This is a genomic window from Ramlibacter sp. GS1-15 (assembly GCF_057785015.1).
The window spans coordinates 340827-365105 of record NZ_JBYNTU010000001.1 but is presented as its reverse complement, the minus strand read 5'-3'; the positions used below and the strand labels follow the sequence as shown (position 1 = coordinate 365105).

Annotated in this window: 22 protein-coding genes; 12 read left to right on the top strand and 10 right to left on the bottom strand. The window is 60.1% G+C overall.

Annotation, left to right across the window (positions count from 1 at the left end; all coding sequences use genetic code 11):
• Positions 1 to 53 precede the first annotated feature (53 nt).
• From AC3EF3_RS01805 to AC3EF3_RS01795, 3 genes are all read left to right on the top strand, one after another.
• Positions 54 to 1796 carry a DUF4214 domain-containing protein gene (locus AC3EF3_RS01805; RefSeq protein WP_488530450.1) on the top strand — a complete coding sequence of 581 codons (1743 nt, stop codon included), beginning with the start codon at positions 54 to 56 and terminating at the stop codon, positions 1794 to 1796.
• 104 nt (positions 1797 to 1900) lie between these two features.
• Positions 1901 to 2983, top strand: a complete 1083-nt coding sequence (locus tag AC3EF3_RS01800) for a tyrosine-type recombinase/integrase (protein ID WP_488530449.1) — start codon at positions 1901 to 1903, stop codon at positions 2981 to 2983.
• 194 nt (positions 2984 to 3177) lie between these two features.
• Positions 3178 to 3804 carry a hypothetical protein gene (locus tag AC3EF3_RS01795; protein WP_488530448.1) on the top strand — a complete coding sequence of 209 codons (627 nt, stop codon included), beginning with the start codon at positions 3178 to 3180 and terminating at the stop codon, positions 3802 to 3804.
• Positions 3805 to 4396: 592 nt separating this feature from the next.
• Here AC3EF3_RS01795 and AC3EF3_RS01790 read toward each other — a convergent pair.
• Complete coding sequence (locus AC3EF3_RS01790) at positions 4397 to 5023, bottom strand: hypothetical protein (protein WP_488530447.1); 627 nt, start codon at positions 5021 to 5023, stop codon at positions 4397 to 4399.
• 234 nt (positions 5024 to 5257) lie between these two features.
• Between AC3EF3_RS01790 and AC3EF3_RS01785 the strand changes: the two genes are divergently transcribed.
• From AC3EF3_RS01785 to AC3EF3_RS01775, 3 genes are all read left to right on the top strand, one after another.
• Positions 5258 to 5575 carry a hypothetical protein gene (locus AC3EF3_RS01785; RefSeq protein ID WP_488530446.1) on the top strand — a complete coding sequence of 106 codons (318 nt, stop codon included), beginning with the start codon at positions 5258 to 5260 and terminating at the stop codon, positions 5573 to 5575.
• Complete coding sequence (locus AC3EF3_RS01780) at positions 5568 to 6029, top strand: toll/interleukin-1 receptor domain-containing protein (protein ID WP_488530445.1); 462 nt, start codon at positions 5568 to 5570, stop codon at positions 6027 to 6029. Before AC3EF3_RS01785 ends, AC3EF3_RS01780 begins: the two co-directional genes overlap by 8 nt.
• 312 nt (positions 6030 to 6341) lie before the next feature.
• A complete protein-coding gene (locus tag AC3EF3_RS01775; protein WP_488530444.1) occupies positions 6342 to 6692 on the top strand; it encodes a hypothetical protein in 351 nt (116 codons plus the stop codon).
• Positions 6693 to 6721: 29 nt separating this feature from the next.
• Here the strand turns inward: AC3EF3_RS01775 and AC3EF3_RS01770 are convergent, their stop codons facing one another.
• Complete coding sequence (locus AC3EF3_RS01770; protein ID WP_488530443.1) at positions 6722 to 7567, bottom strand: hypothetical protein; 846 nt, start codon at positions 7565 to 7567, stop codon at positions 6722 to 6724.
• Positions 7568 to 7714: 147 nt separating this feature from the next.
• Between AC3EF3_RS01770 and AC3EF3_RS01765 the strand changes: the two genes are divergently transcribed.
• The 3 genes from AC3EF3_RS01765 (at position 7715) to AC3EF3_RS01755 (ending at position 12740) form a co-directional block, all read left to right on the top strand.
• Complete coding sequence (locus tag AC3EF3_RS01765) at positions 7715 to 8539, top strand: hypothetical protein (RefSeq protein ID WP_488530442.1); 825 nt, start codon at positions 7715 to 7717, stop codon at positions 8537 to 8539.
• A gap of 15 nt (positions 8540 to 8554) precedes the next feature.
• Positions 8555 to 8986 (top strand): helix-turn-helix domain-containing protein, encoded by a 432-nt coding sequence (locus tag AC3EF3_RS01760; protein ID WP_488530441.1) that lies wholly within the window; start codon positions 8555 to 8557, stop codon positions 8984 to 8986.
• Between the two features lie 88 nt (positions 8987 to 9074).
• Positions 9075 to 12740 (top strand): type IIG restriction enzyme/methyltransferase, encoded by a 3666-nt coding sequence (locus AC3EF3_RS01755; RefSeq protein WP_488530440.1) that lies wholly within the window; start codon positions 9075 to 9077, stop codon positions 12738 to 12740.
• A 217-nt stretch (positions 12741 to 12957) separates the two neighbouring features.
• Here the strand turns inward: AC3EF3_RS01755 and AC3EF3_RS01750 are convergent, their stop codons facing one another.
• Genes AC3EF3_RS01750 through AC3EF3_RS01740 form a run of 3 tightly spaced genes read right to left on the bottom strand, consistent with a single transcriptional unit; the run spans position 12958 to position 15010 of the window.
• Positions 12958 to 13566 carry a hypothetical protein gene (locus AC3EF3_RS01750; RefSeq protein ID WP_488530439.1) on the bottom strand — a complete coding sequence of 203 codons (609 nt, stop codon included), beginning with the start codon at positions 13564 to 13566 and terminating at the stop codon, positions 12958 to 12960.
• On the bottom strand, positions 13563 to 14240 hold the full coding sequence (locus AC3EF3_RS01745) for an AAA family ATPase (protein WP_488530438.1): 678 nt from the start codon (positions 14238 to 14240) through the stop codon (positions 13563 to 13565). The genes AC3EF3_RS01750 and AC3EF3_RS01745 overlap by 4 nt, the downstream gene beginning before the upstream one ends.
• Entirely contained in the window at positions 14240 to 15010 is a 771-nt protein-coding gene (locus tag AC3EF3_RS01740; RefSeq protein ID WP_488530437.1) for a hypothetical protein, read from the bottom strand. The genes AC3EF3_RS01745 and AC3EF3_RS01740 overlap by 1 nt, the downstream gene beginning before the upstream one ends.
• A gap of 193 nt (positions 15011 to 15203) precedes the next feature.
• Between AC3EF3_RS01740 and AC3EF3_RS01735 the strand changes: the two genes are divergently transcribed.
• On the top strand, positions 15204 to 16055 hold the full coding sequence (locus tag AC3EF3_RS01735) for a hypothetical protein (protein ID WP_488530436.1): 852 nt from the start codon (positions 15204 to 15206) through the stop codon (positions 16053 to 16055).
• 41 nt (positions 16056 to 16096) lie between these two features.
• On the opposite strand, the gene AC3EF3_RS01730 is transcribed toward AC3EF3_RS01735, so the two are convergent.
• The 5 genes from AC3EF3_RS01730 to AC3EF3_RS01710 all read right to left on the bottom strand — a co-directional run bounded on the left by AC3EF3_RS01730 (position 16097) and on the right by AC3EF3_RS01710 (position 22682).
• Complete coding sequence (locus tag AC3EF3_RS01730; RefSeq protein WP_488530435.1) at positions 16097 to 17125, bottom strand: tyrosine-type recombinase/integrase; 1029 nt, start codon at positions 17123 to 17125, stop codon at positions 16097 to 16099.
• 323 nt (positions 17126 to 17448) lie between these two features.
• A complete protein-coding gene (msrP, locus tag AC3EF3_RS01725) occupies positions 17449 to 18447 on the bottom strand; it encodes a protein-methionine-sulfoxide reductase catalytic subunit MsrP (protein WP_488530434.1) in 999 nt (332 codons plus the stop codon).
• A gap of 49 nt (positions 18448 to 18496) precedes the next feature.
• Positions 18497 to 19828: a c-type cytochrome biogenesis protein CcsB gene (gene ccsB / locus AC3EF3_RS01720; RefSeq protein WP_488530433.1), complete on the bottom strand. Its 1332-nt coding sequence runs from the start codon at positions 19826 to 19828 to the stop codon at positions 18497 to 18499.
• Complete coding sequence (locus AC3EF3_RS01715) at positions 19825 to 21939, bottom strand: cytochrome c biogenesis protein ResB (RefSeq protein WP_488530432.1); 2115 nt, start codon at positions 21937 to 21939, stop codon at positions 19825 to 19827. The genes ccsB and AC3EF3_RS01715 overlap by 4 nt, the downstream gene beginning before the upstream one ends.
• Before the next feature lie 83 nt (positions 21940 to 22022).
• Positions 22023 to 22682: a c-type cytochrome gene (locus tag AC3EF3_RS01710; protein ID WP_488530431.1), complete on the bottom strand. Its 660-nt coding sequence runs from the start codon at positions 22680 to 22682 to the stop codon at positions 22023 to 22025.
• Positions 22683 to 22735: 53 nt separating this feature from the next.
• Between AC3EF3_RS01710 and yihA the strand changes: the two genes are divergently transcribed.
• Positions 22736 to 23398, top strand: coding sequence for a ribosome biogenesis GTP-binding protein YihA/YsxC (yihA, locus tag AC3EF3_RS01705; RefSeq protein WP_488530430.1), 663 nt, complete (start codon positions 22736 to 22738; stop codon positions 23396 to 23398).
• Positions 23395 to 24279: an alpha/beta fold hydrolase gene (locus AC3EF3_RS01700; RefSeq protein WP_488530429.1), complete on the top strand. Its 885-nt coding sequence runs from the start codon at positions 23395 to 23397 to the stop codon at positions 24277 to 24279. Before yihA ends, AC3EF3_RS01700 begins: the two co-directional genes overlap by 4 nt.

The window sequence follows — 24279 nt, the reverse complement described above, 5'->3', positions numbered from 1 at the left end:
CCCTCCTTATCGTTCTGTTTTTTAGAACAGCAAGCTACGGAACGGAGAATCAGATGGAGAAGGAGCGAGCTCAGGAACCCCAGAGCAGTGTTTGGTTAGGTCTGTGGACAGGCAGCCGGTTGAAGACGCAACTAGGGGTGGCAGCATGCGCCGCCGTGCTGGCGGCGTGCGGGGGTGGTGCCGTCGCCCCCACGCAAACGAACATTTCCGCGCCCGTGTACGCACAGAGCGCGGAGCTCACCGGAGCTTCCATTCCCACGCGCGAATACCTGCCCGATGCCTCGGGACTGCGAACTTATATCGACTACGACCCCGAAGGGACGGTTGCGCAGGTGTTTCGCCTCTATCGCGCGGCGCTGGATCGGGAAGCCGAAGCCGCGGGGCTGGGGTGGTACGTCGACGTGATGGAAAACCGAGGTGCTGCCCTGCGAGACGTCGCTCTGGGCTTCATCAACAGTCCCGAGTTCAACGAGAAGTACGGCTCGCTGAACGACGCTGAGTTCGTCACACGCCTCTATGCCAACGTGCTCGGGCGCGCACCAGACCCGGGGGGCTACGAGTTCTGGACCACGCGGCTTGCGAATGGCGTATCGCGTGGAGACATTCTGCTGGGATTCTCAGAGTCGCCAGAGAACAAGCAGAACACGATCGCGTCGGTCATCAAGGGTATGCGTTTCACCGAGCCGGCTGGTTACGTTCCCGGCTTGGCGACTCCGCCGACGGTCATTAAGGTCCAGGCGACATCACAGCTCAACGCAAAGAACCTTGACATCGCGCCGCACGCCATCCCAACCTTTCCCACGACGTCCGACTACGCTGAAGTAGCGACGGGCGGAATCGCATTCGCTGACTTCCTGCGAGAGGGTCAGGTATCGGCGCTGATCGCAACGAATCACTTCAACACCGACGCCACCAAGCCTCCGACCGCCGGAAGGCTCTACGTCTTCAAGTACGTCAATGGCGTTCCCGTAGATGTCTCCAGCAGCGTTCTTGATAGCCAGGACGGCTGCGAAGCTCCGCGCAGAATCATCGTCGCGGACTTCAACGGTGATGGCCGTCCAGACGCATTTGTCAGCTGCCATGGCAACGAATGGGGCTCCGTTGGTACCTGGAAGGGAGAGCATCCTCGGTTCGTTCTGAGCCAGCCCGATGGCCGATACACGAACGTCGCTGCTGACTTCACGTGCTACTGCCATGCGGCAACTGCCGGTGACGTGAACGGCGACGGCAAGGTCGACATCGTCCTGAGCGACATGAACGCGATCTTTGTGCCGGCACCGAGCTACATGATGCTGATCAACGACGGCACCGGGCACTTCACCCTAAAACACAGCGGCGATGGCAGCTGGCTGGCACCAGCAGCCGATTATCAGGACTTTGATCGCCGCTACTACAAGGCGTCTTTCAACCTCGAGTTGATCGATGTAGACGGTGACGGGAAGCTAGATCTCTTCATGGGCAACAGCCAAACAGGCGGAGGCGACTACGTGCTGAAGGGTGACGGTTCTGGGAACTTCCTCAAGGTGCTTAGTGCGATGCCGAATGGCGGAAGGGAAGCGCTCAGCGTCGATGCCTCGTATGTCTCCGGCGTACTGTACGAATACCTCACCACAGCGGGAGGCTCTGCTGGCATTGGGTACATGGTGCGCAAGTGGTCGAGTGACTTCTCCAGCTTCACTATCCTGGTCGACACTCCCCTCGACAACGGAATAAACGACCCTGTGTTTCTGATGCCCTACAACGGCTCGCTGGTTCCGTACAACGCCCGATTCGGCCTGGCAGTCCGGCTAGAGTGAGCGAAGAGTCTGCTTGCGGTGGTCGCAGGCACTTCGGGCAAATGGATTGATCTCATAGTCACCCGAGTGCATCCTCTGGTCGTGTTACACGACCAGAGGATGCAGTGGCACTAACGGAACGAAACGGAATCTGGCACTGGCGGAAAATCATCCAGGGACATGCGTTCGCGAGAAGCACGAAGACCCACGACAAGAAGCTGGCCGAGCAGATTTCGGCGCTTTGGGAAGCGGAAGCGATCAAGGAGGTCGTGCTCAAGGGCACAAAGCCAGTCCTATCGCACTCGGTCATCAAGACCTTCCTCGACGCCCGGAAGGGAACCGGGGGGCATTCCAACGCCCAGGTCCATTTGAGGCACTTCCTTGCGCTGCCGAACGTCCGCATGGGCGATCTGACCCTCGCGCAGTTGCAAGGCGTGATCCAAAAGCGCCGCGATGCAGGGGCGTCGCACAACACGCTGGTTGTGACGGTGAGCTACTGGAATGCGGTCGTCCGGTTCGCCGAGGAACAGAAGTGGGGTACCGCGCCGAAGCTGCCGCGCATGTACGCAGAGAAAACGCGCGTTCGCTATCTTTCAGCCGAAGAAGAGGCTGCGCTGTTTGCTTCAATCGATCCCAACGGGCAGTACCCGGGCAAGTGCGCGGCGACCGACAAGGCCCGCCAAGATAACTCCGATTTGCTGCTCGCTCTGATACACACTGGCTGCCGCTACCGAGAGATCGCCCGTTTGACGTGGGCACAAGTTGACCTGGATGCACGAAAGCTGCGCATCCATCGGCAGAAGGGCGGCGTCGACAACACCCTCGTCATGAGCTCGAAGCTTCACGCCATGCTCGGCCGTCGCAAGGCGGGCGCACGCGATGAGTGGGTGTTCCCGACCAAGCGCCATCACAACAACAACCATGCGTGGTTACGCAAATCTCTTGCGCGCGCGGGCATTACCGAAGATGCCGGGCGCATAACGCTCCACACTGCGCGTCACACGTTTGCCTCGCGAATGCTCAATGGCGGGATGTCTCTGGTGGAAGTCCAGAGCTTGCTCGGACACAGAAGTATCCAGAGCACCATGATCTACGCGCACGTGGAAAGTGGTGCGGTAGCCGAGAAGGCCGCGCGCACCTTGGACCGAGTGTCCATAGCGCCCATGAAGCCCGTCGCGACTGCCCCCAAATTGACCGTCGTTCGTTAGCCTCGGGTGGAGCGGCCTTTCCAACAGCTTTGAGCCGAAGGGACCGTCGCCCGTACTTAGGCGCGAGATGTCCAGCATTTCGGTCATGAGCCGCCCCGCGGATGAATGGTCCGAATGCGGCACTGGCGAATCATGGCGATGCCGCCTAAGCTGCCAGGGTGTACCAGCCCCACCCCAGCCAAAAACTCACGGAGATGTTCCGTGCCAAGCCCTACCAAGGGGCCCGACCCGACACTGCAGAGTTCATCTTCGTGGGTCTAGATGCGAACTACGACGCAAACATCGAAAGCAGTCCGGCCTTCCTGCGCGTGCTCGAGTACCACGAGGACGGCGTTGCATTCTGGCGACGCCACAAGGTCCACCACCCGTTTCTTCTGCGCGACTACAAGGGCGACGGCCAACCGTATCACCTCAACTTCCGAAGAATCGGTTTCGAACCTGAGGACGCGGATCGCGTTTCGTTTGTCGAGCTGCTGCACATCCCAACTGTTGGGGGCAGTAAGCTGATGGCGAGCGACCTCGACTCGGCGCACCTGGACGAGTTGAACGCTCTCATCCTCCGCGGCCGAGCCGGGCGGAACGTCTTCCTATCGGACAAAGTGGTCCGGGTCATGCGGGCCAGCGGGCGCTTTCGCTGGCTACGCAGACCCATCGCCAACCAGGTGCTTCCTGTGCTGCACAGTCTCGGAGAGACCACAATCTACCAGCACCTGCACTTCTCCAACTATGGAGTATTCCAGGCACGCATGCTGCTCGAGGCGGCCGCTATAGCGCGACTGCGGACTGAGCCGACGCGCGTGAATTCTTGCGTGACATCCTGAAGCGCGCGCGTATCTGGATGCCGCGCGGCGCACCTCCTGTTCCTGCGTGTCGTCTGTTGAAGCCGTTCCAGTGCCACACTGAGAGACAGACAGAAGACGATTCCGCGCGTTCCGCCTGAAATTCTCGTAAATACATTTGGAGGTAATTTCCGATGAGATATTTTGAATTTGCGAGAATTTCAGAGTCGAGCGAGGCAGATTCGCGTGCCAAGCAGAGGGCGCGAGTTATCAAACGCTTGCGGCAACTCGATCGACGTCGAATCGAATCGCTAGCCAACGCGGCCCAACGCGAATTGCGCAGTCAATTTATTTCAGCCGAAGACCTGCATCGCTTCGACCTAGAGCAAGAATTGGAGAAATTGCGCTGACGGCGAGCGCGCCGCGCTGACTCCCGAAATACTGTGGCCGCGTGCTGCAATATTTTTTGTATTGCATGCCTCTTGCGAAGCCAGAAGGCATGCGGCTTTGCCGACGGTCTGCCGCGCCGTATGGAATTTGCGCGGAAACGCGCGGGAAATTCGGGAGGAATAGTACCTTTCGCGGACACCGGCTTGCGCGGGGGCATTCCTGCGCGGATCAGCGCGATGCGCGTTTACGTCTTCGGTCCGATACCCCGCGCCTGGTCGCTCTCGATCCGTTCCCCCACACCTTCTAAGGTCGCCAAGACTTTTTGGGCAGTCGCCACGTAGTCGCGGGCCGCGTCTTCGTCGGGCTCGAAGCGCGAGTGGGCGACCTGATTGCGCAGGCGGCTCAAGTCAAGAATGATCTTCAGCAGCTCCTTGGAGAAAATCTCGGAATTGTTGAAACCCTTGGCGATGGACAGCCACGTGCCCGACTTCGGCTCTTCACGTCGATATATGCGATGTAGCTCATATATGTAAGCCTCGATTGAGCGCCATGAGTCGAGGATCGCGGCTGTCGGCCGAATCGGTCCCACCAAGTACTGAGCGAGGTCATCGACGTTTGCCTCTTGGTATGGCACCGCCGCAGCCTTAGTGCTCCCCAGTTGTGCAGAAGGCTCGGGAATGTGACGCACTTCAGCCGCAACCTCCAGTACCTGCTCTGTAAAGTTCGCCTTCGTTCCGGCCGGACCTTCAATAGTTTTCAGCTTCCCAAGCAGCTTCTTGATGTCTTCCCTGAACAGCACTGCGACGATAACAACTGCGCAAGGCCAAGCCAAGTGACCTATGACCGTCGCCCAAAATTCGAGCCATTCCATTCCCTGTCCTCCTCCACCAATCCTAGCAGTGTGAAAACGGAGCCAGCATCTCGACGCTTCAAATTCACCTCTAGGTAGGAGCGCCACTGTCAAGAAATGGCCGCAGGTCGGGTGTCCAGTGACTTTGGAAGCGAAGTCCCGATCCATGTTCTTGTGATCTGGTTCGCAGAAATTTGCGCCACCGTTGGCGCTTGCTTCCGCTCCCAGTACGATGCTGAAATTCAAGGAGGCGGAATGCAGTGGATTTTCAAGCAGCCGAAGCTGGCTCGAATGGTCGGACAGGGGCTGTTCTCAGTTGCCGGATTCATCATCGTGTGCGGTTTGGTTGGTCGTGCAGGAATCACCGCAATCAACCAGGCGCGCTCGATCGGGAAGATGCCGCCCCTCACCGGTCTTTCTGAAGCGTATCCCATGTACCCGCTTTGGTGGGTGCCCGAGAACTTCGTCGGCTATGTGGTTTGTGCCGCCCTGGCTGGCGCAGGTGTCTACCTCGCGCTCAACGCCAAGTCTGTCCTCAAGACCATGGGCGACGGAAGGAGGCGCTATGGCTGACGTTTTCATTAGCTACAGCGCCAAGGACGAAGAACTGGCGCAGTTCGTCCGGCAGCACCTTCAGGCCCAGAAGCTTTCCGTGTTCATCGCCTCGCTGAGCCTGAATGCAGGGGAGCGATGGACACCCAAGATCGTTTCCGAGCTTAAGGGCGCTCAGTGGGTTGTCCTGCTAGCCACCAAAGACGCCCTCGTCTCGCCCAGCGTGCAGATGGAGGCCGGGGCCGCAATCTTCGGGGACAAGAACGTCGTTCCGATCATGTGGAACGTGAAACCCGAGGAAGTACCCCGCTGGATTTCGGACTACCAGGGCATCGTTCTGAACGACGCCACGATGGAGAACCTGGGCCTCCAAGTCGCTCAACTGGCCTCAAAGATCAAGGCGAACAAAGACGTTGGCTTCCTGATCGTCATGGGCATTGCCGCCGCACTGATGATCTTCGGCCGTGCCGGGTGAGGCTGACCGAAGCGCCACTAGCCTTAGCCAATTCGGCCCCTAGCAACTCGTAGAAGATCGGGCAGAGGTCAGCGTCCAACTCGCTTACCTCGATGCCGGGGATGAAAGGCTCGGGATCGTTCGCGGCGTCTTGCTGGAGTGCAGGCGCCAGTGCAGTTGCCGTTTTCATGGCCACAGATGATGCGAGCCCAAGTCCACTAGCCGCTGCGGATTAGCGCTGAAATTCCTGTGATGGAGCTCACTGAACTACGCGCTCAGCGAACTCTCGCCAGCAGACGCAGCTAGTTTCGGCCCCTGCTACAGTGGCGAAACATGGAGGCAGCGGTGACTACAGCACTTGGGGCGCGCGTGCGCACTCTGATTGACGACCGGCTTTTCAAGGCCTTTTGGGAAGCCGCAGAACACTTCGACGACCGCGACCTCGTCGTGTTCTTCGATGAAAGCGATCCCCAACCGGTGAGCGTCCTGCCTCGCAAGTCGATGATCGACGCGCCAGGACTGCCCGATGTTTTCCGCAACAAGATCCGCAGGCAGGCCGGCGATGCCGCAGTTCACCTCAAAGGCGCCGAGACTGCATTTTGGTTCATGGTCATGTTCGCTGACGGCGAAAGCACCTGCCTAGCGATCAACGCGAAGCCACTCGCGCCGGGCGGAACCGCCTAGCCACCGTACTGGCGGCTTCGCTGCCCTGCCTAGCGGCCAATCAGTGTCTCAAGCCGCTGCTGCAGAACCCTTTTCATCGCGTCGAGACCCTCGCCATTGTGAAGGTACGTGAGGGCCCGATGCGCCCTCAGGTCGAACGGGATGTCGTCGATGCTCTGAGCAATCAAGACTACATCTTTCCCCAGCGAGTGGGCGATTCCCGCTTCGTACAGCACGTTGGGATTCTTCCTGCTCAAGTCGCATACAACAATTCGAGCTCGACAGATGATGTTGATGATGTCTTGGATGATGGTGTGCTCTTCCCAAATGTCGTCCGCCCTTTGGCATCTCAGTCCGGCTCCCGCCGCCGCCTCCCCAATGGCTGCGTAGACGTTCTTGAATTCGGGCGAGAACGGCATCATCACTGCAACAAGTTTGCCGTCGCGCTCTTCCGTGAACTTGAACGCAGTGGGATTCAGCTGACTCGTCCCAAGCCGGTGCCGCAACAACACCTCGAAGAGGTCTACGTCCTTGATTGCCCAATGCGTCGTAGTCCACTCCCAGGACTTTGAGTCGCCGATGCCAAGCTCATTGCCGAAACTTTCAAGAACGTCATAGGGGATCGGCGGAATGTCAGGGTCGCCTACATAGTCAAGAACGTAGCCTCGTCCCTCGGGTCGAACGCGTGTGATGCGCACAATCCGCGCCGGTTCCGCGTCCGAGGACCGCTCACTAGCAAGCAGCGCAGGCAGATCACACACGGCATCCAGATCGAGCTTGCCGTCTGGCTTGAACCGCTCGACCAGCTCGTCCGACGTGTATTGGAATACGCGTCCGCCAATCATCGTGTCGCGGCTCTTGGCCCACCCCGAGCCTGAAATTAAGAGGTTATACAAAGTTCTCTCCGTGCGATGCCACCTTCAATCCTACCGGAAGGCATAGCAGCACCCTGATCCGCTGCGGCCGCTGTACTCACTGCGCCACTGCCTTCCCCATAGCCAGATGTGTAACGACGCGGTAGCATGTGCCTCCGGAGGGATGGCATGCCGGACGTAAACAACATTCTAGAACTGGACTTCAGCACGAAGTTGCAGGTCACGATCAACAACGAGAAGCCAGTTGTCCTCATTGACCTCACGATGGCATTGCTCGGCGTCAGTCAGCAGTTTGAGCGGTTCATCGAGTCAGAAACCAACGAGCAGCACCAGATTGGCAGTGAGCTGTACATAAAGGAAGTCCGCTCCGGGTCGATCATCGTTGAACTGATCGCACAAGCCGCGCCGGTCGTGCCTCTGCTCTGGACAGGCGGCAGTCTCAAGGAGTGGGTTGACTACGCCAAGAGCACCATCGAATGGCTTACTGGGAAGCTCAAAGACCCGCCCAAGGAAGTCACGAAGCAGGATTTGAAGCAGTGGAAGAACATTCTGGAGCCGGTCGCAAAGGACAACGGTTCACAGATGAACTTCTCGGTCTCGGATGGCGGGGTTGTCATCAACCAGTATTTCGTGAACTCTGTGCAGGCCAACGCCGCACAGAATCGCATCACGCGCGAGTTAGAGAAGCTAGAAGAGCCCGATGACCACGTTCAGCGCAAACGTGTCATGACCTGGCATCAGACGCGCTTCGTTGACGACTCTCCCACCGGAGACAAGGCGATCATCGAGAGCATCTCAAAGCAGCCGGTCAAGGTTCTTTTCGAGAACAACGCGGTCAAGAAGGCCATGCTTCATGGTGATGCTCGCTTCGGCAAGCCTTGGCACGAATTGGCCTATGTCGTTGATGTCCGCGTGCAGACGATCAATGGCGTTCCCAAGGCTTACACGATCCTTGATTTCCACGACGATGACACTTTCGATCCTGCCGCGTGAGGCAGAATCCGCCACATGCCAAACATCGCAAGCGTTCTTAAAGACGAAATCAGCCGCCTTGCTCGTAAAGAGCTAAAGGCCAATACGGAGAGCTTGAAGAGAGCAGTCGCAACCTATAGGTCCGAGATTGCTGCGCTGAAGCGCCGCATCGACCAGCTGGAACGTCAAGCAAAGAAGACGGCAAAGGCATTCCCTGCTAAGCCCCTAGAAGACGCTGAGAGCGACACTGCACACCGCTGGCGTGCAGCGGGGTTCGCACAGCACCGCAAGCGCCTAGGGCTCTCTGCTGCGGAAGCTGGCAAGCTGCTTGGCGTTAGCACGCTGTCCGTGTACAAGTGGGAGAGCGGGCAAGCGCGCCCCCGCGCCAAGTACCTCCCCGCTATCGCAGCACTGCGGTCGATGGGCAAGCGCGAAGCCGCTCGGCGTCTTGAAGCGCTTGTCGACTAGCAATAACGCACGGAGCCTCGCGCTCGGCTCGGCTAAGATTGTTGACGCTGGACGACAGCGTCACAAGCATGAGGGGAACGGTGTGTTGTTGAATCCTAAGAAAGCTCTGAACAAGGCGTTCCTTCGAGCGCCCTTGCAGAGGGAGCTGCTCGATCGTTTCAAGCAGAACTTTGCCGCGTTCGCTGACAAGCTCGATCACTCGGCCAGCGAGGAGTTCAACAAGAACATCCTCGCTGACTTCATCAAGGAGACGTACTACTCACCTGATTTCTACGTGAATGTAAGCGACAAGATCGATTTGGCGATTCACATCGGACCCGCATCTCAGACGCCAACCGGCGTGATCATTGAGACGAAGCGCGGAGATAACGCGAACGAGATGTGCCGGACGGACCGGCTCAACTCGAAGGCCATGCAGGAGCTTCTCCTGTACTACTTGCGCGAGCGGGTGGGCAAGTCGAACCACAACATTCGACATCTGTTGATTACGAATTTCCGAGACTGGTTCGTATTTGATGCCCATGAATTTGACCGCGCCTTTTACCGGAACCCCCAACTTCTCAAGCAATACCGCGACTTCTCCGAAGGACGGCTTGCGGGCACGACGACCGACTTCTTCTACCAGCACGTGGCATCGCCTGCCATAGCTGGAGTCGAATCGTCAATTGTGTTCACTTACTTCACGACGGCAGAAATTGAGAAGCTGATTAGGAAGGGGGACTCACAGGCCGAACGAAATCTCGTCCCTTACTTGAAGGTCTTCTCACCCGAGCATCTTCTTAAGCTTCCCTTTCAGAACGACAACAATACGCTGAACAAGGGGTTCTTCGACGAGCTTTTGCACATCATCGGCCTGCAGGAAACCCGCGATGGTTCGAAGAAGCTGATCACGCGGAAGAAGGCCGGAAAGCGAGACCCGGGTTCTCTGGTCGAAAACGCCATTAGTCAGCTCCAGTCACTTGATCGTCTTTCGTCGGTCAAGGGCCTAGCTGACTACGGCGAAACCGAAGACGAGCAGCTGTTCAACATCGCACTCGAGCTCTCGCTTTCTTGGATCAACCGAGTCCTGTTCCTCAAGTTGCTCGAAGCACAGTTACTCAAGTACGCACAGGGCGACCGCAAGTTCGCCTTTCTGAACTTCGACACGGTTCGCAGCTATGGCGAACTCAACGTGCTGTTCTTCCAGGTTCTAGCGGAGCCGGAAGGGTCGAGGGCACAGCACGCTAGGAAGAAATTTCCGCACGTTCCCTATTTGAACAGCTCGCTCTTCGAGATTACCGATCTTGAGAAGCAGACGCTCGTGGTCAGCAACCTCTTGGATGACGTTGCGCTAACTGCCCCACTACGAACTGTCTTCAAGGACGCAAACGGACGCAGATTCAGCGGCAGCAAGCCCACTCTCCGTTACCTCTTCGAGTTTCTCGACGCCTACGACTTTTCCAGTGAAGGCGCAGGGGAGATTCACGACAGCAAGGTCTTGATCAATGCGTCGGTCTTAGGATTGATCTACGAAAAAATCAACGGCTATCGTGAAGGCAGCTTCTACACGCCTGGCTTCATCACGATGGGCATGACCCGGGCGGCAATCACTCAAACGGTTGTCCAGAGATTCTCCGAGCGATTGGGGCACCCGTTCAAATCGCTGCATGACGTCTACAACGCCATTAAGGATCTTGGCGCAGCGAACGCGATCGTTAACAGCATTACGATCTGCGACCCGGCCGTTGGCAGCGGGCACTTTCTCGTTAGCTCCCTAAATGAAATGCTGTCCATCAAGTCGCAGCTAGGCATTCTTTGCGACAAGAGCGGAAAGCGACTCAAGGACTACGTCTTGTTGGTCGAGAACGACGAGCTTGTCGTTTGCGACGACGAGGGAAACGTCTTTGAGTACAACCCGGCAAGCACCGAGAGCCAGCGCGTGCAGGAGACAATTTTCAATGAGAAGCGACAACTCATTGAATCGTGCCTCTTCGGGGTCGACATCAACAAGAACTCGGTCAACATTTGTCGACTTCGACTGTGGATCGAACTGCTCAAGAACTCCTACTACCGTCCGGACGGCACGCTTGAAACGCTGCCCAACCTAGACATCAACATCAAGTGCGGGAACTCGCTGCTCAGCAGGTTACCACTCGATTCAGACCTGAAATCCTACCTGAAGAAGAACAAGACGACTCTCAAGGACTATAGAGCAGCGGTTCAAAAGTATCGGAACGCGGCGAACAAGGCCGAGAAGCGTGACATGGCGACTTTGATCGCGAAGATCAAGGGCAACTTTGGGACGGAGATTCTGTACAACGATCCACTCGCTCTCAAGGTGGAAACACTAAAGCGACAGATCAAGACGTTGGAGTTGCCTCAGAGCCTTTTCGGTGAGTCCAAGCAGGAGAAGCAGCAGCGAGAAGAGCGTCACAAGAAGCTGACTGCGGATCTCGCGAAGTTGCAAGCTCGGATTGTCGAAATCGAGAAGAATCAGATTTTCGAGCACTCCTTCGAGTGGCGAATCGAGTTCCCGGAGGTGCTGGACGACGATGGTGCGTTCGCGGGATTTGACGTAGTTGTTGGCAATCCGCCATACATCAGCGCGATCGGACTTCAGAAAATCATCGGACCAAGAGAGTACGCGCATCTGAAGAAGGAGTACGAGACTGCTCGTGGGACCGTCGATCTGTTCGTCTACTTTTTTGAGCTTGCAGGGCGCGTGGTCAAAGACCATGCCTCCATTTGCTACATCACGCCAAATCGCTACCTATCTGCCAATTACGGGGCGGAACTGCGGAAGTACCTGATCGAGCGTTTCACGTTCCAAGACGTTGTTGACTACTCTCGCGTGGATGTTTTCGAAGAGGCTGCGACTTACCCCGTCATCACGCACATCAAGAAGGGCCGAAGTGGCGATTACTCATTTCACGTCTACACCCAGAACGAAGGCGGGAAGAGCGAGGTTCGGGAGTTCCACTCCTCACAACTCACGTTCACTGAGGACCACAACCTCGGGTTCCTCTTGAGTGACAAGTACGACCTCGCGAAGAAGGTGGTCGCTGCGTCTGTTCCGCTTACCCGTGCCGGCCAAATCAACGCGACCAGCACCGCAGCGGAGGCTGACGAGTTCAGTAAGTTGATCACCGAAGGAGGCAAGGGTTTCAAATTGGTCAACACTGGAACAATTGACAGGTTCACTGCTCGTTGGGGAGCATCGTCACTCACAGACAAAAAGAGAGCCTTCAAGCGCCCGCGACTCCCGCGAGACCCCGCAGAACTTGGACCACGCAGGTACGAGTTGTATTCAGCTCCTAAGATCGTCTTTGCGAAGATTGCCCGCCGCGCGGAGGCTTTCTATGATGCAGACGGTGAGTATGCGTCGATAAACACCAACTGCATTCACACTTTCAGCAAGGACTTCGACCCCCTCTACGTCCTGGCATGGGTGAACTCTCGATTGTTTCAGTACGTCTACGAGTGCTTTTTCGATGGATTGCGTATGGCTGGAGGGTTTCTCGCATACTCGGCGCCCTACCTCTCGAGCATGTTCATCAAGGAAATCAGTCGCGGCAAGCAGCAAGACTTCGCCCGACTCGCGGAGAAGATCGCGGCTCTCGCAGCAGGCGATGAGGACTACAGGGAGCTTGAGCGAAGGCTGGATGCCGCGTTTTACGCGCTCTATGACCTGAGCGACGAAGAGGTTCAGTGGGTAGAGCGGTGTTTCGTTGACGCGGAGACCCCTGACCGGGTGCCTGAAGAGGTTTCCGAGTGAGCCGCCCGCACGGCACACCAGTCGCCCTCGCTCTCCCACTAAGCCTGCATTCGCTCGTGTGTTCTTTCTCCGCTGCCAAGATCCTGGCTTGATGGTCGAACAACGGCTTGGCACGCGGAGGGGCCGTGCACCACCACGCCTGCGTGTCGCAGATCGAGTGCTTGCGACCCTTCTTTGATGACGCCTGAACAGCAGATAGAAGTTATCTCCGAACGCCTCAGTCGATGGCCTTGGCCTCTGACGCGGGCTTGGCGACATACGCTTTTACGGGCTCGGATTCCGGTTCCCAACCGACGACTTCGGGGTAGGTCAGCGCTGCGATAGCCGCGTCTTCCTGCGAGAGCGTCCAATCGAAGCGGAACAGATAGAACTCGAAATCGTACTCGTCAGGATACGACGCATACGGATCGATGAATCGCCATCGGGTGTTAAAGCTCCAATCGACCTCTTCCGCTCCCTTGTCCGGGTCGGAAATCGTGTAGCCCTCGTCCCAATAGCGCTCCCCACGCATGCCGATGGGCCTGGAGTTCTTGATTCCGACGGACCGAGCGAGCCCCCTGCACCACGTGGACTCGAACACCTCGATGCCTTGCAAGGAATTGAATGAGGAAAATCTGCGCATCTCACGACGTACCTGAACGAACCACCTATAGACGAATCTCGCGTGGTCGTGCGTCCAATCCGGTCTAGCACGGACTGAAAAGCGGGCGCCGGGATGCCCAAGCAACTCCTTCGCCTCGTCGCTCCAGTCGTACCCAGTTAGGAAGCAATCGCAGGTCCACATCAGCGCCTCGACGCGCAGCAGGTCTGTCGAAAACAGGCTCAAGGCGTCACCCCGGCCAACTGCAACTGCGTTGTGAAGTCGCCGTAGTCCCGCACCGTCTGGGCGATTGCCGCGAGAGTCGCCGGGTCAAGCGTCATCCCCAATCCCTTGAGAATGTTTTGCCCGACAGCGATCAACGCCTGCGGATGCGGCAAATTCATCTCGATCTTTTGACAGCGCCGCGCAATGCTGCCATCGAGCGCAGGAAGGTCATTCGTCGTCAGAATGAAGATCGCGTGATCTGCCTTTCCCATCACCGATCGGAGGTTGGTCTGCGTCTGCCTAGCCAGCGCCTGCATCTCATCGAATATCAGGTAGCGGTAGCCGGCAAGTGAGCATTCGATCTCGGAGTTGATTTCGGCCTCGATCTCTTCCAGCAGCTTCGCAGGCTTGGTCTCGCCGCAGGGAACGAACTTCACCGCTCCGTCCAGCGTCTTTGCCTTGATGAAGTTCGCCGTCGCGGGAGTAGCGGGCAAGTGCCCGCTCTTCTCCAACATCGAGGGCAGCAACTTCGCCAGCGTCGTCTTCCCTGTGCCGTAGGTCCCGAACAGGCAGATGCCGTTGACGCCGCCGTTGAACACGGGGAAGGTCAGCTTCCCGTTCAAGATGCAATCCAGCAGATGCCGGTCCTTTGCATGCGTGAACGGGAAGTCGTTCAACGATGTTGGAACGAACATCAGGCGTTGTCCTTCTTCTTCGCCAGCGCCCACGCAACGCACACCGCGTTGATCGACGGGTTGTCGTGTTTCAGGACTCCGTTGACGATGAGGTCGCCGGTGTTCGTGTACTTGCCGATCACGACGACGATCTTGTCTTCGCTGTCAGGGCCGAACAACTTGCCAGCGGGCACGCTGCCCTTGTTCTCTTGCGCGAGCGCCGAGCGTGCCGCCTTGACGCGGGCCTCATGCAGCGCTTTGCCGTCTTGGCTGCGGTTGCCGTATCCGCGCGCACCTTCCCACCCGCCTTGTTCCTCCAGCCAGTCAGCGAGCTCAGCCGGTTTGACGCCCTGGTCGAACGCGTTCTTCATGGCGATGCCGTAGACGCTGACGCGGCGACGGCTCTCGTCTTCCGCACCGACGACTGCCTTCGTAACCCGGTGGAAGATGCTGGTGGTGTCCTTCGACCTCGCGTTGATCGACTTGAGGTAGTCGTCGAGCGCTTGCTTGAGCACCGTGCGTTCATCGTCAGGAGTCGCGTCTGATTCAATACGGTAGCCCATCGCATAGACCGTGCTGGCGAACCATTCGTGCTGTGCGCGATGCGTGCGGAGCAGCGCGTCAGTGATTGCCGTTTCGGTGCTGCCGTACTGCTTGCCCCAGACACTGAAAAGGCGCGAAGCCGCGCCGGCGGTGCCTTTCGCCGCCAACAGCTCGTCCAGCGTGAAGTCCTGCTGCACCGAGATCTGCGGCGGGTTGCCCGTCGAAGTCGTGGTGATGGTCTGAGTCATGGTCATGTGAGTCCTTTCAGGTTGTCCGCAGCGACTTGCTGCAATGGACGTACTGTGAGTCATCTCAACAGGTAAAGCTGCACACAGGTACAATGACGGCGTAGTTGTGTAGATCACGAAGATGGCCGGAGCCTCTCCGAAAGCGCCAGTTGGCCGCAAGTCAGTGCTCATGCCGACTGCCAAGGAGTACTCCTTGGAGGGGAAGCACGCCGATCAGAAGGACGCGAAAGCGCACTGGCTGTTCTTTCAATACCTGCGTTTCAGTCCTAGCTTCAACCTAGCCATTGAAGAGAGCGCAGGAAGACTCAGCGATGAGCAAAAGGCGAAGCTGCCAAAGGACTTTGACGAGGTAAGACGAACGCACGCATTGCTCGGTGACGTTCACCGCATCCTGTACCGCGACTGGTGGATAGAACGGGGGCTGAAAGCATTCGGGATGCCGGGCTTGAAGTCACGGATACACCAGCTGGCAACTTTCGGAGCGGGCGAAGACGTATCCGCTCCGGACGTTCAGCCGTTAATCAACTACCTATCCCAAACGCGAGTGGACGAAGCTTTACCTCGCGCAATAGTGCTGGCGATCCCCTTGGATCGCCCCAAGTCGCAACTGCTGCGGCAGCTCGGAGCTTTGCTAGATCGAGAAGCGCCAGCGCGCCCAACGCCGGTTACGCCTGCTTTGGTCTTGCAGGGCCGCCTTCGCCGCCCCGAACTCATGCGTGGTATCAATTTGCTGACAGTGCAAGCCTACTTCCCTGAATGGCCTCAATGGCTGGTTGCGGCGTATGTTGGCCTGTACCCCGACGTTGCCAAAGAGATCGACTGGAGACACCCCGAAAAAGCGGACACCGCTGACAAGAGCCAGATGATGAACGTCGCCAGCCGCGAGTTTAAGAAGTGCAAGGCCATCGCTGAAAACGCAGCGCGCGGTCGCTTCCCTTGCCAAGATTTTGTCGAACAAGCTGCTTGGGATTGGAGGGCGATCGGCAAACAGGTCAGGGCTCGTAGTAAGTGGCAGCAGGCAGAGGAAGCGCGCTTCCAAGAGTGAGAGTCGCTTTAGCGACCCGTCGTGTTACACGACTGACTTACTTAGGCACGACCGCTCAGCACCGCTGCTGCCTTTTCCGCCACTGCGCCAGTCTCGATGTGCGAATAGACCATCGTGCTGGTCAGCTTGCGGTGTCCCAAGAACTGCTGCACTTCCAGAATGCTCAAGCCGCCACGAATTAGACGGCTGGCCGCCGTGTGCCGCATCGTATGGAGCGAAATTGGAACTGACGTGTCGATGTTCGCGCGTTCAAGTGCGGCTTGCAGCCAGTTATGGTTGTTGTTGAACTTCTTCTTGCTGCTGAACACCCATTCGTCCGTCGCCACTGCCTTGCGACGAGAGAGCATCGCGTACACCTGATCCGACATGACGAGCGTGTTGTTGATTCCTCGCTTCTTGCGCAATACCAAAACCGTGCGCGATGTGAGGTCGATTTGGTTCCACTTCATTTCCGACGCTTCGCTGAACCGGCAACCGATGTGAAGCAGGAAGAGCAGCAGGTCTGAGTTGTCTTGCCGCGCACGGTCGGTCTTCGGGTTCTTGCCCGGATACGAAGCATTGGGGTCGATTGCCGCGAACAGGCGCGCCTCTTCGTCAGCAGTCAGGTAGCGCAATCGGGTCTGCTCTTGCTGCACTCGCGGCAGCTTCGGGCCAGTGCTCCACTTGCGCTTTTCGCACATCCGGCAGACGGCGTTCCAGTAGTTGGTCGCCACGACCAGCGTGTTGTGTGATGCCCCATCGTCACGCCGCTTGTCGATGACGCCTTGCACCTGTGCAAGTTGCAGTTCGTGCATGCGGATGTTGGGCAGTGCCCAGAAATGTTTGAGGTGATTGCGGCAGGAGTTGTAGCCCCGCGTGCCTTCGCGTTCTTTGAGGAAAGCATCGAGCGCTTCGTGTACGAGCGCGGGCTTGTGCCCCATCACAAGCACCTGCTGGATTAGCTCGCCCTCCCAAACTGATGCGATCTGCTCGGCGAGCTTCTTGTCGCCAGTCCTGGTCGTGCGAGCGTAGAGCTCTCCATTGACCATCTTCTTCCAGTGCCATATGCCGTTGCGCAGTGTTAGTGTCATCTCAGCCTCTGTTTTCCGAGGTCGAGACTGGAACGTCAGGCTGCGGCGAGATCAAGCACTATTTGTTTGCTCGCGATCCCTATTTGTTGGGTGCCTCTGTGCTAAATCTGTGCTAAACGGAGCGCTGCTTCAGAGGGAGCACCGTTGCGCGGGCCGCGCCAGTGACGACAAAGGCAGCCGAATGCCAGCGGAACTGTGCGACGTGTTTGTTGGTGCTCGCCAAAGCCCCCATGGAGCGTCTGCTCACAGCGTTAGTACTTGCGTGCTGAATCCATGCCCCAAAGCGTGGCAGGGCGTTCTGGCCAGTCCTAGGGGGATTCTGGCTAGTAGTTCTTCTTCAGGTCCATGCCGGCGTACAGCTGCCCGACCTGCGCTTCGTAGCCGTTGAACATCAGCGTCTTCGTGCGCTTGGCGAAAAGGCCACCGCCCTCGCCGATGCGGCGCTCGGTGGCCTGGGACCAACGCGGGTGGTCCACGTTCGGGTTCACGTTGGAATAGAACCCGTACTCGTTGGCCGCGGCCTTGTTCCACGCGGTCTTCGGCTCGTTCTGCGTCAAGCGGATCTTCACGATGCTCTTGGCGCTCTTGAACCCGTACTTCCAGGGCACGACGATGCGCAGCGGCGCACCGTTCTGGTTGGGCAGCACCTCGCCGTACATGCCGAAGGCGAGCATCGTCAGCGGATGCATCGCTTCATCCATGCGCAGGCCCTCGGTGTAAGGCCAGTCGAGGATGCGCGAGCCGACGAAAGGCATGGTCTTCGGGTCGGCGAGCGTCTCGAACTCGATGAATCTGGCGTTGCCCAGCGGCTCCACCTTCTCGATCAGCTTCGACAGGGAATACCCGACCCACGGCACCACCATCGACCAGCCTTCCACGCAGCGCAGGCGGTAGATGCGTTCTTCCTGCGCGCTGAGCTTGATCAGGTCCTCGATGCCGAACTTCATCGGCTTCTTCACCAGGCCGGTCACTTCCACGGTCCACGGCGACGTCCTGAGCGTGTGGGCGTTCTGCGCCGGGTCGGCCTTGTCGGTGCCGAACTCGTAGAAGTTGTTGTAGCTGGTCGCGTCCTTGTACGCGGTGGGCTTTTCCATGGTCACCGCGCCGTCGACCCTGGATGGCACCGCATCGAGCGGGGCCAGTTTGCCGGGCCGCTGCACCGCCGCGCGGGCATCGCGCGCCGCCCACGAAGCGAGGACCGAGCCTGCCGCGCCCGAGGCGAGGAGCTTCAGCAGCTCGCGCCGGCGTTCATAGACCCCGCGCGGCGTGATCTCGCTCGGGACCGGATGGATGAAACCGTCACTGGACATCTTGATCTGCATCGCCCCGCCTTTCCAAGGTTGCCGTTGGTCCGGCGGCCCCTGCGCAGTCTTACAGCCGCCCGTAGCTGTGCAGCCCCGACAGGAACATGTTGACCCCGAGGAACGCGAAAGTCGTCACCAGCAGGCCGACGCAGGCCCACCAGGCCGACACGCCGCCACGCAGGCCCTTCATCAGGCGCATGTGCAGCCAGGCCGCGTAATTGAGCCACACGATCAGCGCCCAGGTTTCCTTCGGGTCCCAGCTCCAGTAGCCGCCCCAGGCCTCGGCGGCCCAGAGCGCACCCAGCACCGTGGCGATCGTGAAGAACGCGAAACCGACGGCGATCGACTTGTACATCACGTCGTCGAGCACTTCGAGCGTCGGCGTGGCGAGATTGATGCGGCCGCGCGCCGCCACCAGTGCGGCGTCGATCAGGACCACCGTCGCGCCGATGCCCATCGTGCGGATCACGCTGCCGGTGGTATCGGGCGACAGTCCGCCGAACAGCAGGAACACCGCCGGCGCGAGGACGGCGAAGAACGCCGGGAACGCGACGAGGCCGATCCACAACGCGCGCGTACTCGCCTGCTTGAGCAGGTAAGCGAGCGAGACCATCGCTGCCAGCGAGAACGTGCCGTAGCCGATGAAGTTCGCGGGCACGTGCAGCTTCATCCACCAGCTCTTGAGCGCGGGCACCAGCGGCTGGATCTCCTGCGCCTCGCGCGCGAGGGCGTACCAGGTCATGAAGCCAACGGCGGCGCTGATCACGAGCAGCACGAAGGCGCCGAGGGCACGGGTCTGGTAGCGGTCCTCGAAGTAAAGATAGAAGACGGCCGTCAGCCAGCTGAAGAGCACGAAGACTTCGTAGAGGTTGCTGACCGGGATGTGCCCGATGTCGCTGCCGATCAGATAGCTCTCGTACCAGCGCACCATCGTGCCCACCAGCGCCATGGTCACCGCCGCCCAGACCAGGCGCGAAGCGATGCGGTTCATCACGGCAGCCTGGCCGCGGGCGAACATGCCGATCCAGTAGAACACTGTGCTCATGACGAACAGCACGCTCATCCACAGGATCGCGGACTGGCTGGAAAAGAAGTACTTGAGCCAGAACACGCTCTCGGCATTGGCCAGCGTGCCGTGGTAGGAGGCGATCGCGAGCAGCGATGCGCCCGCCATGACGAGCATCAGCACCCGCATCGGCCGCCAGAACCAGCCCACCCAGATCGCGGCCGGCACGGCGGCGACGAGGATGCCTTTCTCGTACACGTCCATGTACGGCGCATAGCTCGCGAACGCGTACGCGCCGCCCGCGATCGCGATCGCGGCGAAGAGCCAGTCGAACCAGCCGCGGTTCGAGAAGAATCCCGGGTTCAGCGTCAATGTGGTCGTGGCGGCAGTCATGATTTCACCCCGAGGAGTTGGTCCTTGAGTCCTTCGAATTCGCGGTCGGTGTCCAGCGTTCGCCGGTTGGTCGACAGCGCCATCGTGCAACGTGCTCCATTGTCCTCGCCGCGCACCCAGCACCAGACCCGGCGCTCCCGCACGTAAAGCATGGCAAACACGCCCAGAATGAGCAAGGCGCATCCGAGATACACGATCAGCTTGCCGGGCCCGCGCGTCACCTGGAACACGCTCGCCTGGACCTGCCTGAAATCCTGCAGCTCGAACGCCATGGGCACGGGATACGCGTTCACGTCCGACAGCGCGAGCACCGCCTGGGTCATGAAGCCCTGCGTCTTCTCGCTGGGCTCCAGCGGCTTCAGGCCCGCCTGTTCGCGCGTCATCTGGGCCAGCTCGAAGAGCGAGCCGTTGAGGATGCGCACCAGCACCTCGCCGGCGCGTGCACGCTCGCCTTCCGGCAGGTTCGCTTCCATGAAATCGGAAATCGCCTGCAGGCCGGCGACCGGCTTGCCGTCCGGTCCGGGCGGCGTGCCCACGCCGGCGAACATCGACAGCGCGCGATTGGCCGAGGCCGCGAGCTGGTCCGCGAGGCCGGGCTTGGCCGGATCGGTCGCCTTCCTCGCGTAGCGCTTCACGGCTTCTTCGCGCATCGCGGAATCCAGCAGCGCGAGGCGCAGGCGCATGAAGCCGTCGAGGCGACCCTGGTCGTCGGCGGGGATACGCAGGTAGCGGAACGGTTCGGCCGGCGTGTCCCGCACGCCCATCAGGAACACCGGCGCGCCCTCGCCCATGTCGACCGGCAGCATGTAGTTGTTGAATTCACGTGCCTGTCCCGCCGCGTCGCGCAACTTGTAGCCGATGCTCGGCCCGATGTTGTGCAGCTCCTTCTTCATGGCGGACTTGTTGGCCGCCCCGAATTGGGCGTCGATCGAGGAACGCAGGTCCACCTTGCGCACGTCGGTGCCCTGGTTCGCGGCACCCAGGTTCTCGACGTTGATGACGCGTAGGCCGGTGAATTCGAGCGTCATCTTCTCGGCGCCGGTGCCCTGGCCGCGGGTCAACTGGGTCGAGCTGCCGATCGTTCCTTCGACCTCGAACGGATGACCGCCGTTGATCGGCACGGCCTTGAGCTTCACGCTCGAGCCGCCGTCGTCGAAGCTCGACTGGTAGATCTCGACCCCGCGATAGCTGGCCGGATGGTTCACCTCGACGCGCGCCGGGATCGCTTCGCCCGTTTCGCGATCGTGGATCACGATGTCGCTGGCGAACAGCTTGGGCATGCCCGTGGAGTAATAGTCCACGATGAACTTCTTGAGTTCGATCGTGAAGGGCAGTTCCTGCACCAGGATGCCGTCGGACTGGTTCAGGATCGCGCTGCCCGACGCCGTGCCTTCGGCCACCAGGAGGTTGCCGCGGAAGGTCGGGTTGCTGGCGGGCAGCCGGTGCTCCGGCTTGACGTCGGCGATCATGCCGCCGCCGGTGTAAGGCGTCTTGCCACCGAGCCACATCTGTGCGCGCACGATCATGTCGCCGTCGAGCAGCCCGCCCAGGCACACGAGCACGATGGCGCTGTGTGCGGCCAAGTAACCGATCTTGTTGGCGCCGCCGCGCTTGGCCGCGACCATCCAGCCGGTCGGGCGCTGCTGCAGCCTGACCTTCCAGCCACCATGCACCAGCACCTGGCCGATGCGGCGAGCGGCGGTTTCGGGCGTTCCGGTCACCGGCGCCTCGGCCCGGTGATGGAACGCCCGCAAGCTCTGCTCGCGGATGTTCTCCTTGTACGCCTTCAGGTCGCTGACGATCTTCGGCGTGTTGCGCGCGATGCACAGCGACGTGCTGACCACCAGGAACGTGAGGATCACCAGGAACCAGCCGGCGCTGTAGACCGCGTTGAGCTTGAGCGCCATGAACAATTCCGCCCAGAAGGGGCCGAATTTGTCGACATAGTTCACGAGCGGCTCGCCTTGCTGCACGATCGTGCCGATCACCGACGCGATGCAGATCACCGTGAGCAGGGAGATCGAGAACCGCATGGATGACAGCAATTCGACCGCGACGCGCAGGCGCGGCGATCCGGTTCTCAGATGGAGGCCTTCGGTGGCGGTGGTCATCGGTCCCAAAAAGCAAAAAAAGGCGGGCCCCAGCAGGCGCCCGCCCTTCTTAGGCTAGTTCTTCGGCGGTTAGTTCAGTTGATTCAACGCAAGCCGGCGATGTAATCGGCCACGGCCTTGATTTCCCGGTCGCTGAGCTTGCTGGCGATGTCGGCCATCTGGGCGCTGTTCTTGCGCGTGCCGTTCTGGAAGGCCGTCAGCTGGGCGGCGGTGTAGTCGGCGTGCTGGCCCGACAGGCGCGGGTACTGGGCCGGGATGCCCGCCCCGTTCGGGCTGTGGCAGCCGGCGCAGGCGGGCACCTGCTTGTCGGCGATACCGCCGCGATAAATCTTCTCGCCGAGCTGGACCAGTTCCTTGTCCTTCGCGAAGCCCGGCTTGCCCTTCTGCGAGCCGGCCCAGAAGGCGATGTTGCGGATGTCGGCATCCGACAGTCCCGCGGCCATCGGCTGCATGATCGGGTTGACGCGCTTGCCGGCCTTGAAGTCCTGCAGCTCCTTCATGATGTATTCCGGATGCTGCTGGGCGAGCTTCGGGTTCGCCGGGACGCCCGAGTTGCCGTCCGCGCCGTGGCAAGCCGCGCAGGTCGCGCCGAATTTCGTGCCGCCTGCGTTCAGGTCGGGCTTGGCCGGTGCCGGCGCCGTGGTGGCCGGTTGCGGCGCGCTGCCATGGCCTTCCTGGGCCAGCGACGGAACGAACGGCGCCGCCAGTGCGGCAGCAATCAGCAGGGAAGCAATCGGCTTCATGGTGGCGTGATCTTTTTGTAGGCGCAAAACTTCGTGATTCTACAATGCGACCCATGGCCCCTCCCTCGCCCCCCGCCGCGGGCACCGCAGCGGCGCAGGCGCTGGCCTGGCTGCACACCGCGCGCTTCCTCACCACGGCGCCGCGCCTGGAATTCCTGCCGCCCGCCGATGTTCCCGAGATCGCGTTCGTCGGCCGCTCCAACGCCGGCAAGTCGACCTGCATCAACACGCTGACGCAGCAAAAGCGCCTCGCCTTCGCCTCCAAGACGCCCGGCCGCACGCAGAGCATCAACCTGTTCACGCTGGGCAAGCAGGGCATCACGGACGCCGTGCTGGCCGACCTGCCCGGCTACGGCTACGCAGCCGTGCCCAGGCAGGACAAGCTGCGCTGGCAACAGGTGATGGCCAACTATCTCGTGACCCGCGAAAACCTGCGCGCGGTCGTGCTGCTGTGCGACCCGCGCCTGGGGCTGACGGAACTCGACGAGGTGCTGCTGGAGGTGATCCGGCCGCGCGTCGAGCAGGGACTGAAGTTCCTGCTTCTGCTCACCAAGGCGGACAAATTGACCCGCAGCGAACAGGCCCGGGCGCTGTCGATTGCGCGACTGCAGTCGGCCGGTGGCGAGGTGAAACTGTTCTCCGCGCTCAAGAAGCAGGGAGTCGGCGAGACCGCCCAACTGCTTTTCGACTGGACGCACGAGGAACCGAAGCCATGATCGAAACCTTCCAGCAGCCGCTGCCGCACGGCATCACCCTGAGCTGCCGCGCGGCGGGCGAGCGCGGCCGGCCCGTGCTGATGTTCCTGCACGGCTTTCCGGAGGCGGCGTTCGCGTGGGACGAGTTGCTCGAGCATTTCGCGGCGGGCGGCTGGCGCTGCATCGCGCCCAACCTGCGCGGCTACGAGAAATCCTCGCAACCCCGGGAGGTCGAGCTCTATCGCGCGAAGTACATCGTGCAGGACATCGCGGCACTGATCGAGCTGCAGGGCGCACCGATCGAATGCCTCGTCGCGCACGACTGGGGCGGCGCCAGCGCCTGGAACATCGCCAACAAGATGCCGCAGTTGATTCGCAAGCTGGCGATCGTCAATTCGCCGCATCCGGGCACTTTCCTGCGCGAGTTGAAGACGAGCCCCAAGCAGCAGGCCGCCAGCGCCTACATGAACTTCCTGATTCGCCCGGACGCCGAACAGCTGCTGCGCGAGAACGGTTATGAGCGCCTGTTCAAGTTCCTCGCGCTGAAAGACGCCGAACAAGGCTGGCTCACCGAGGACCTGAAGCGCAAGTACCGCGACGTCTGGGACATGAGCCTGACCGGCGGGCTAAACTACTACCGCGCCTCGCCGCTGCGGCCACCGCGTGCCGAAGACGCCGCGGCATCGGCAATCGAGGTGCCGCGCGAGATGCTCACGGTGGATGTGCCGACGCTGGTGCTCTGGGGCATGGACGACATCGCGCTGCCGCCGGAACTGGTCGACGGCCTCGAGGACTACGTGCGCGACCTCACGCTCGAGCGCGTGCCGGGAGCCACGCACTGGATCGTCCACGAGCGGCCGCGGTTCGTGGCCGAACGGCTGGGCGCCTTCCTCGAGCGCTGA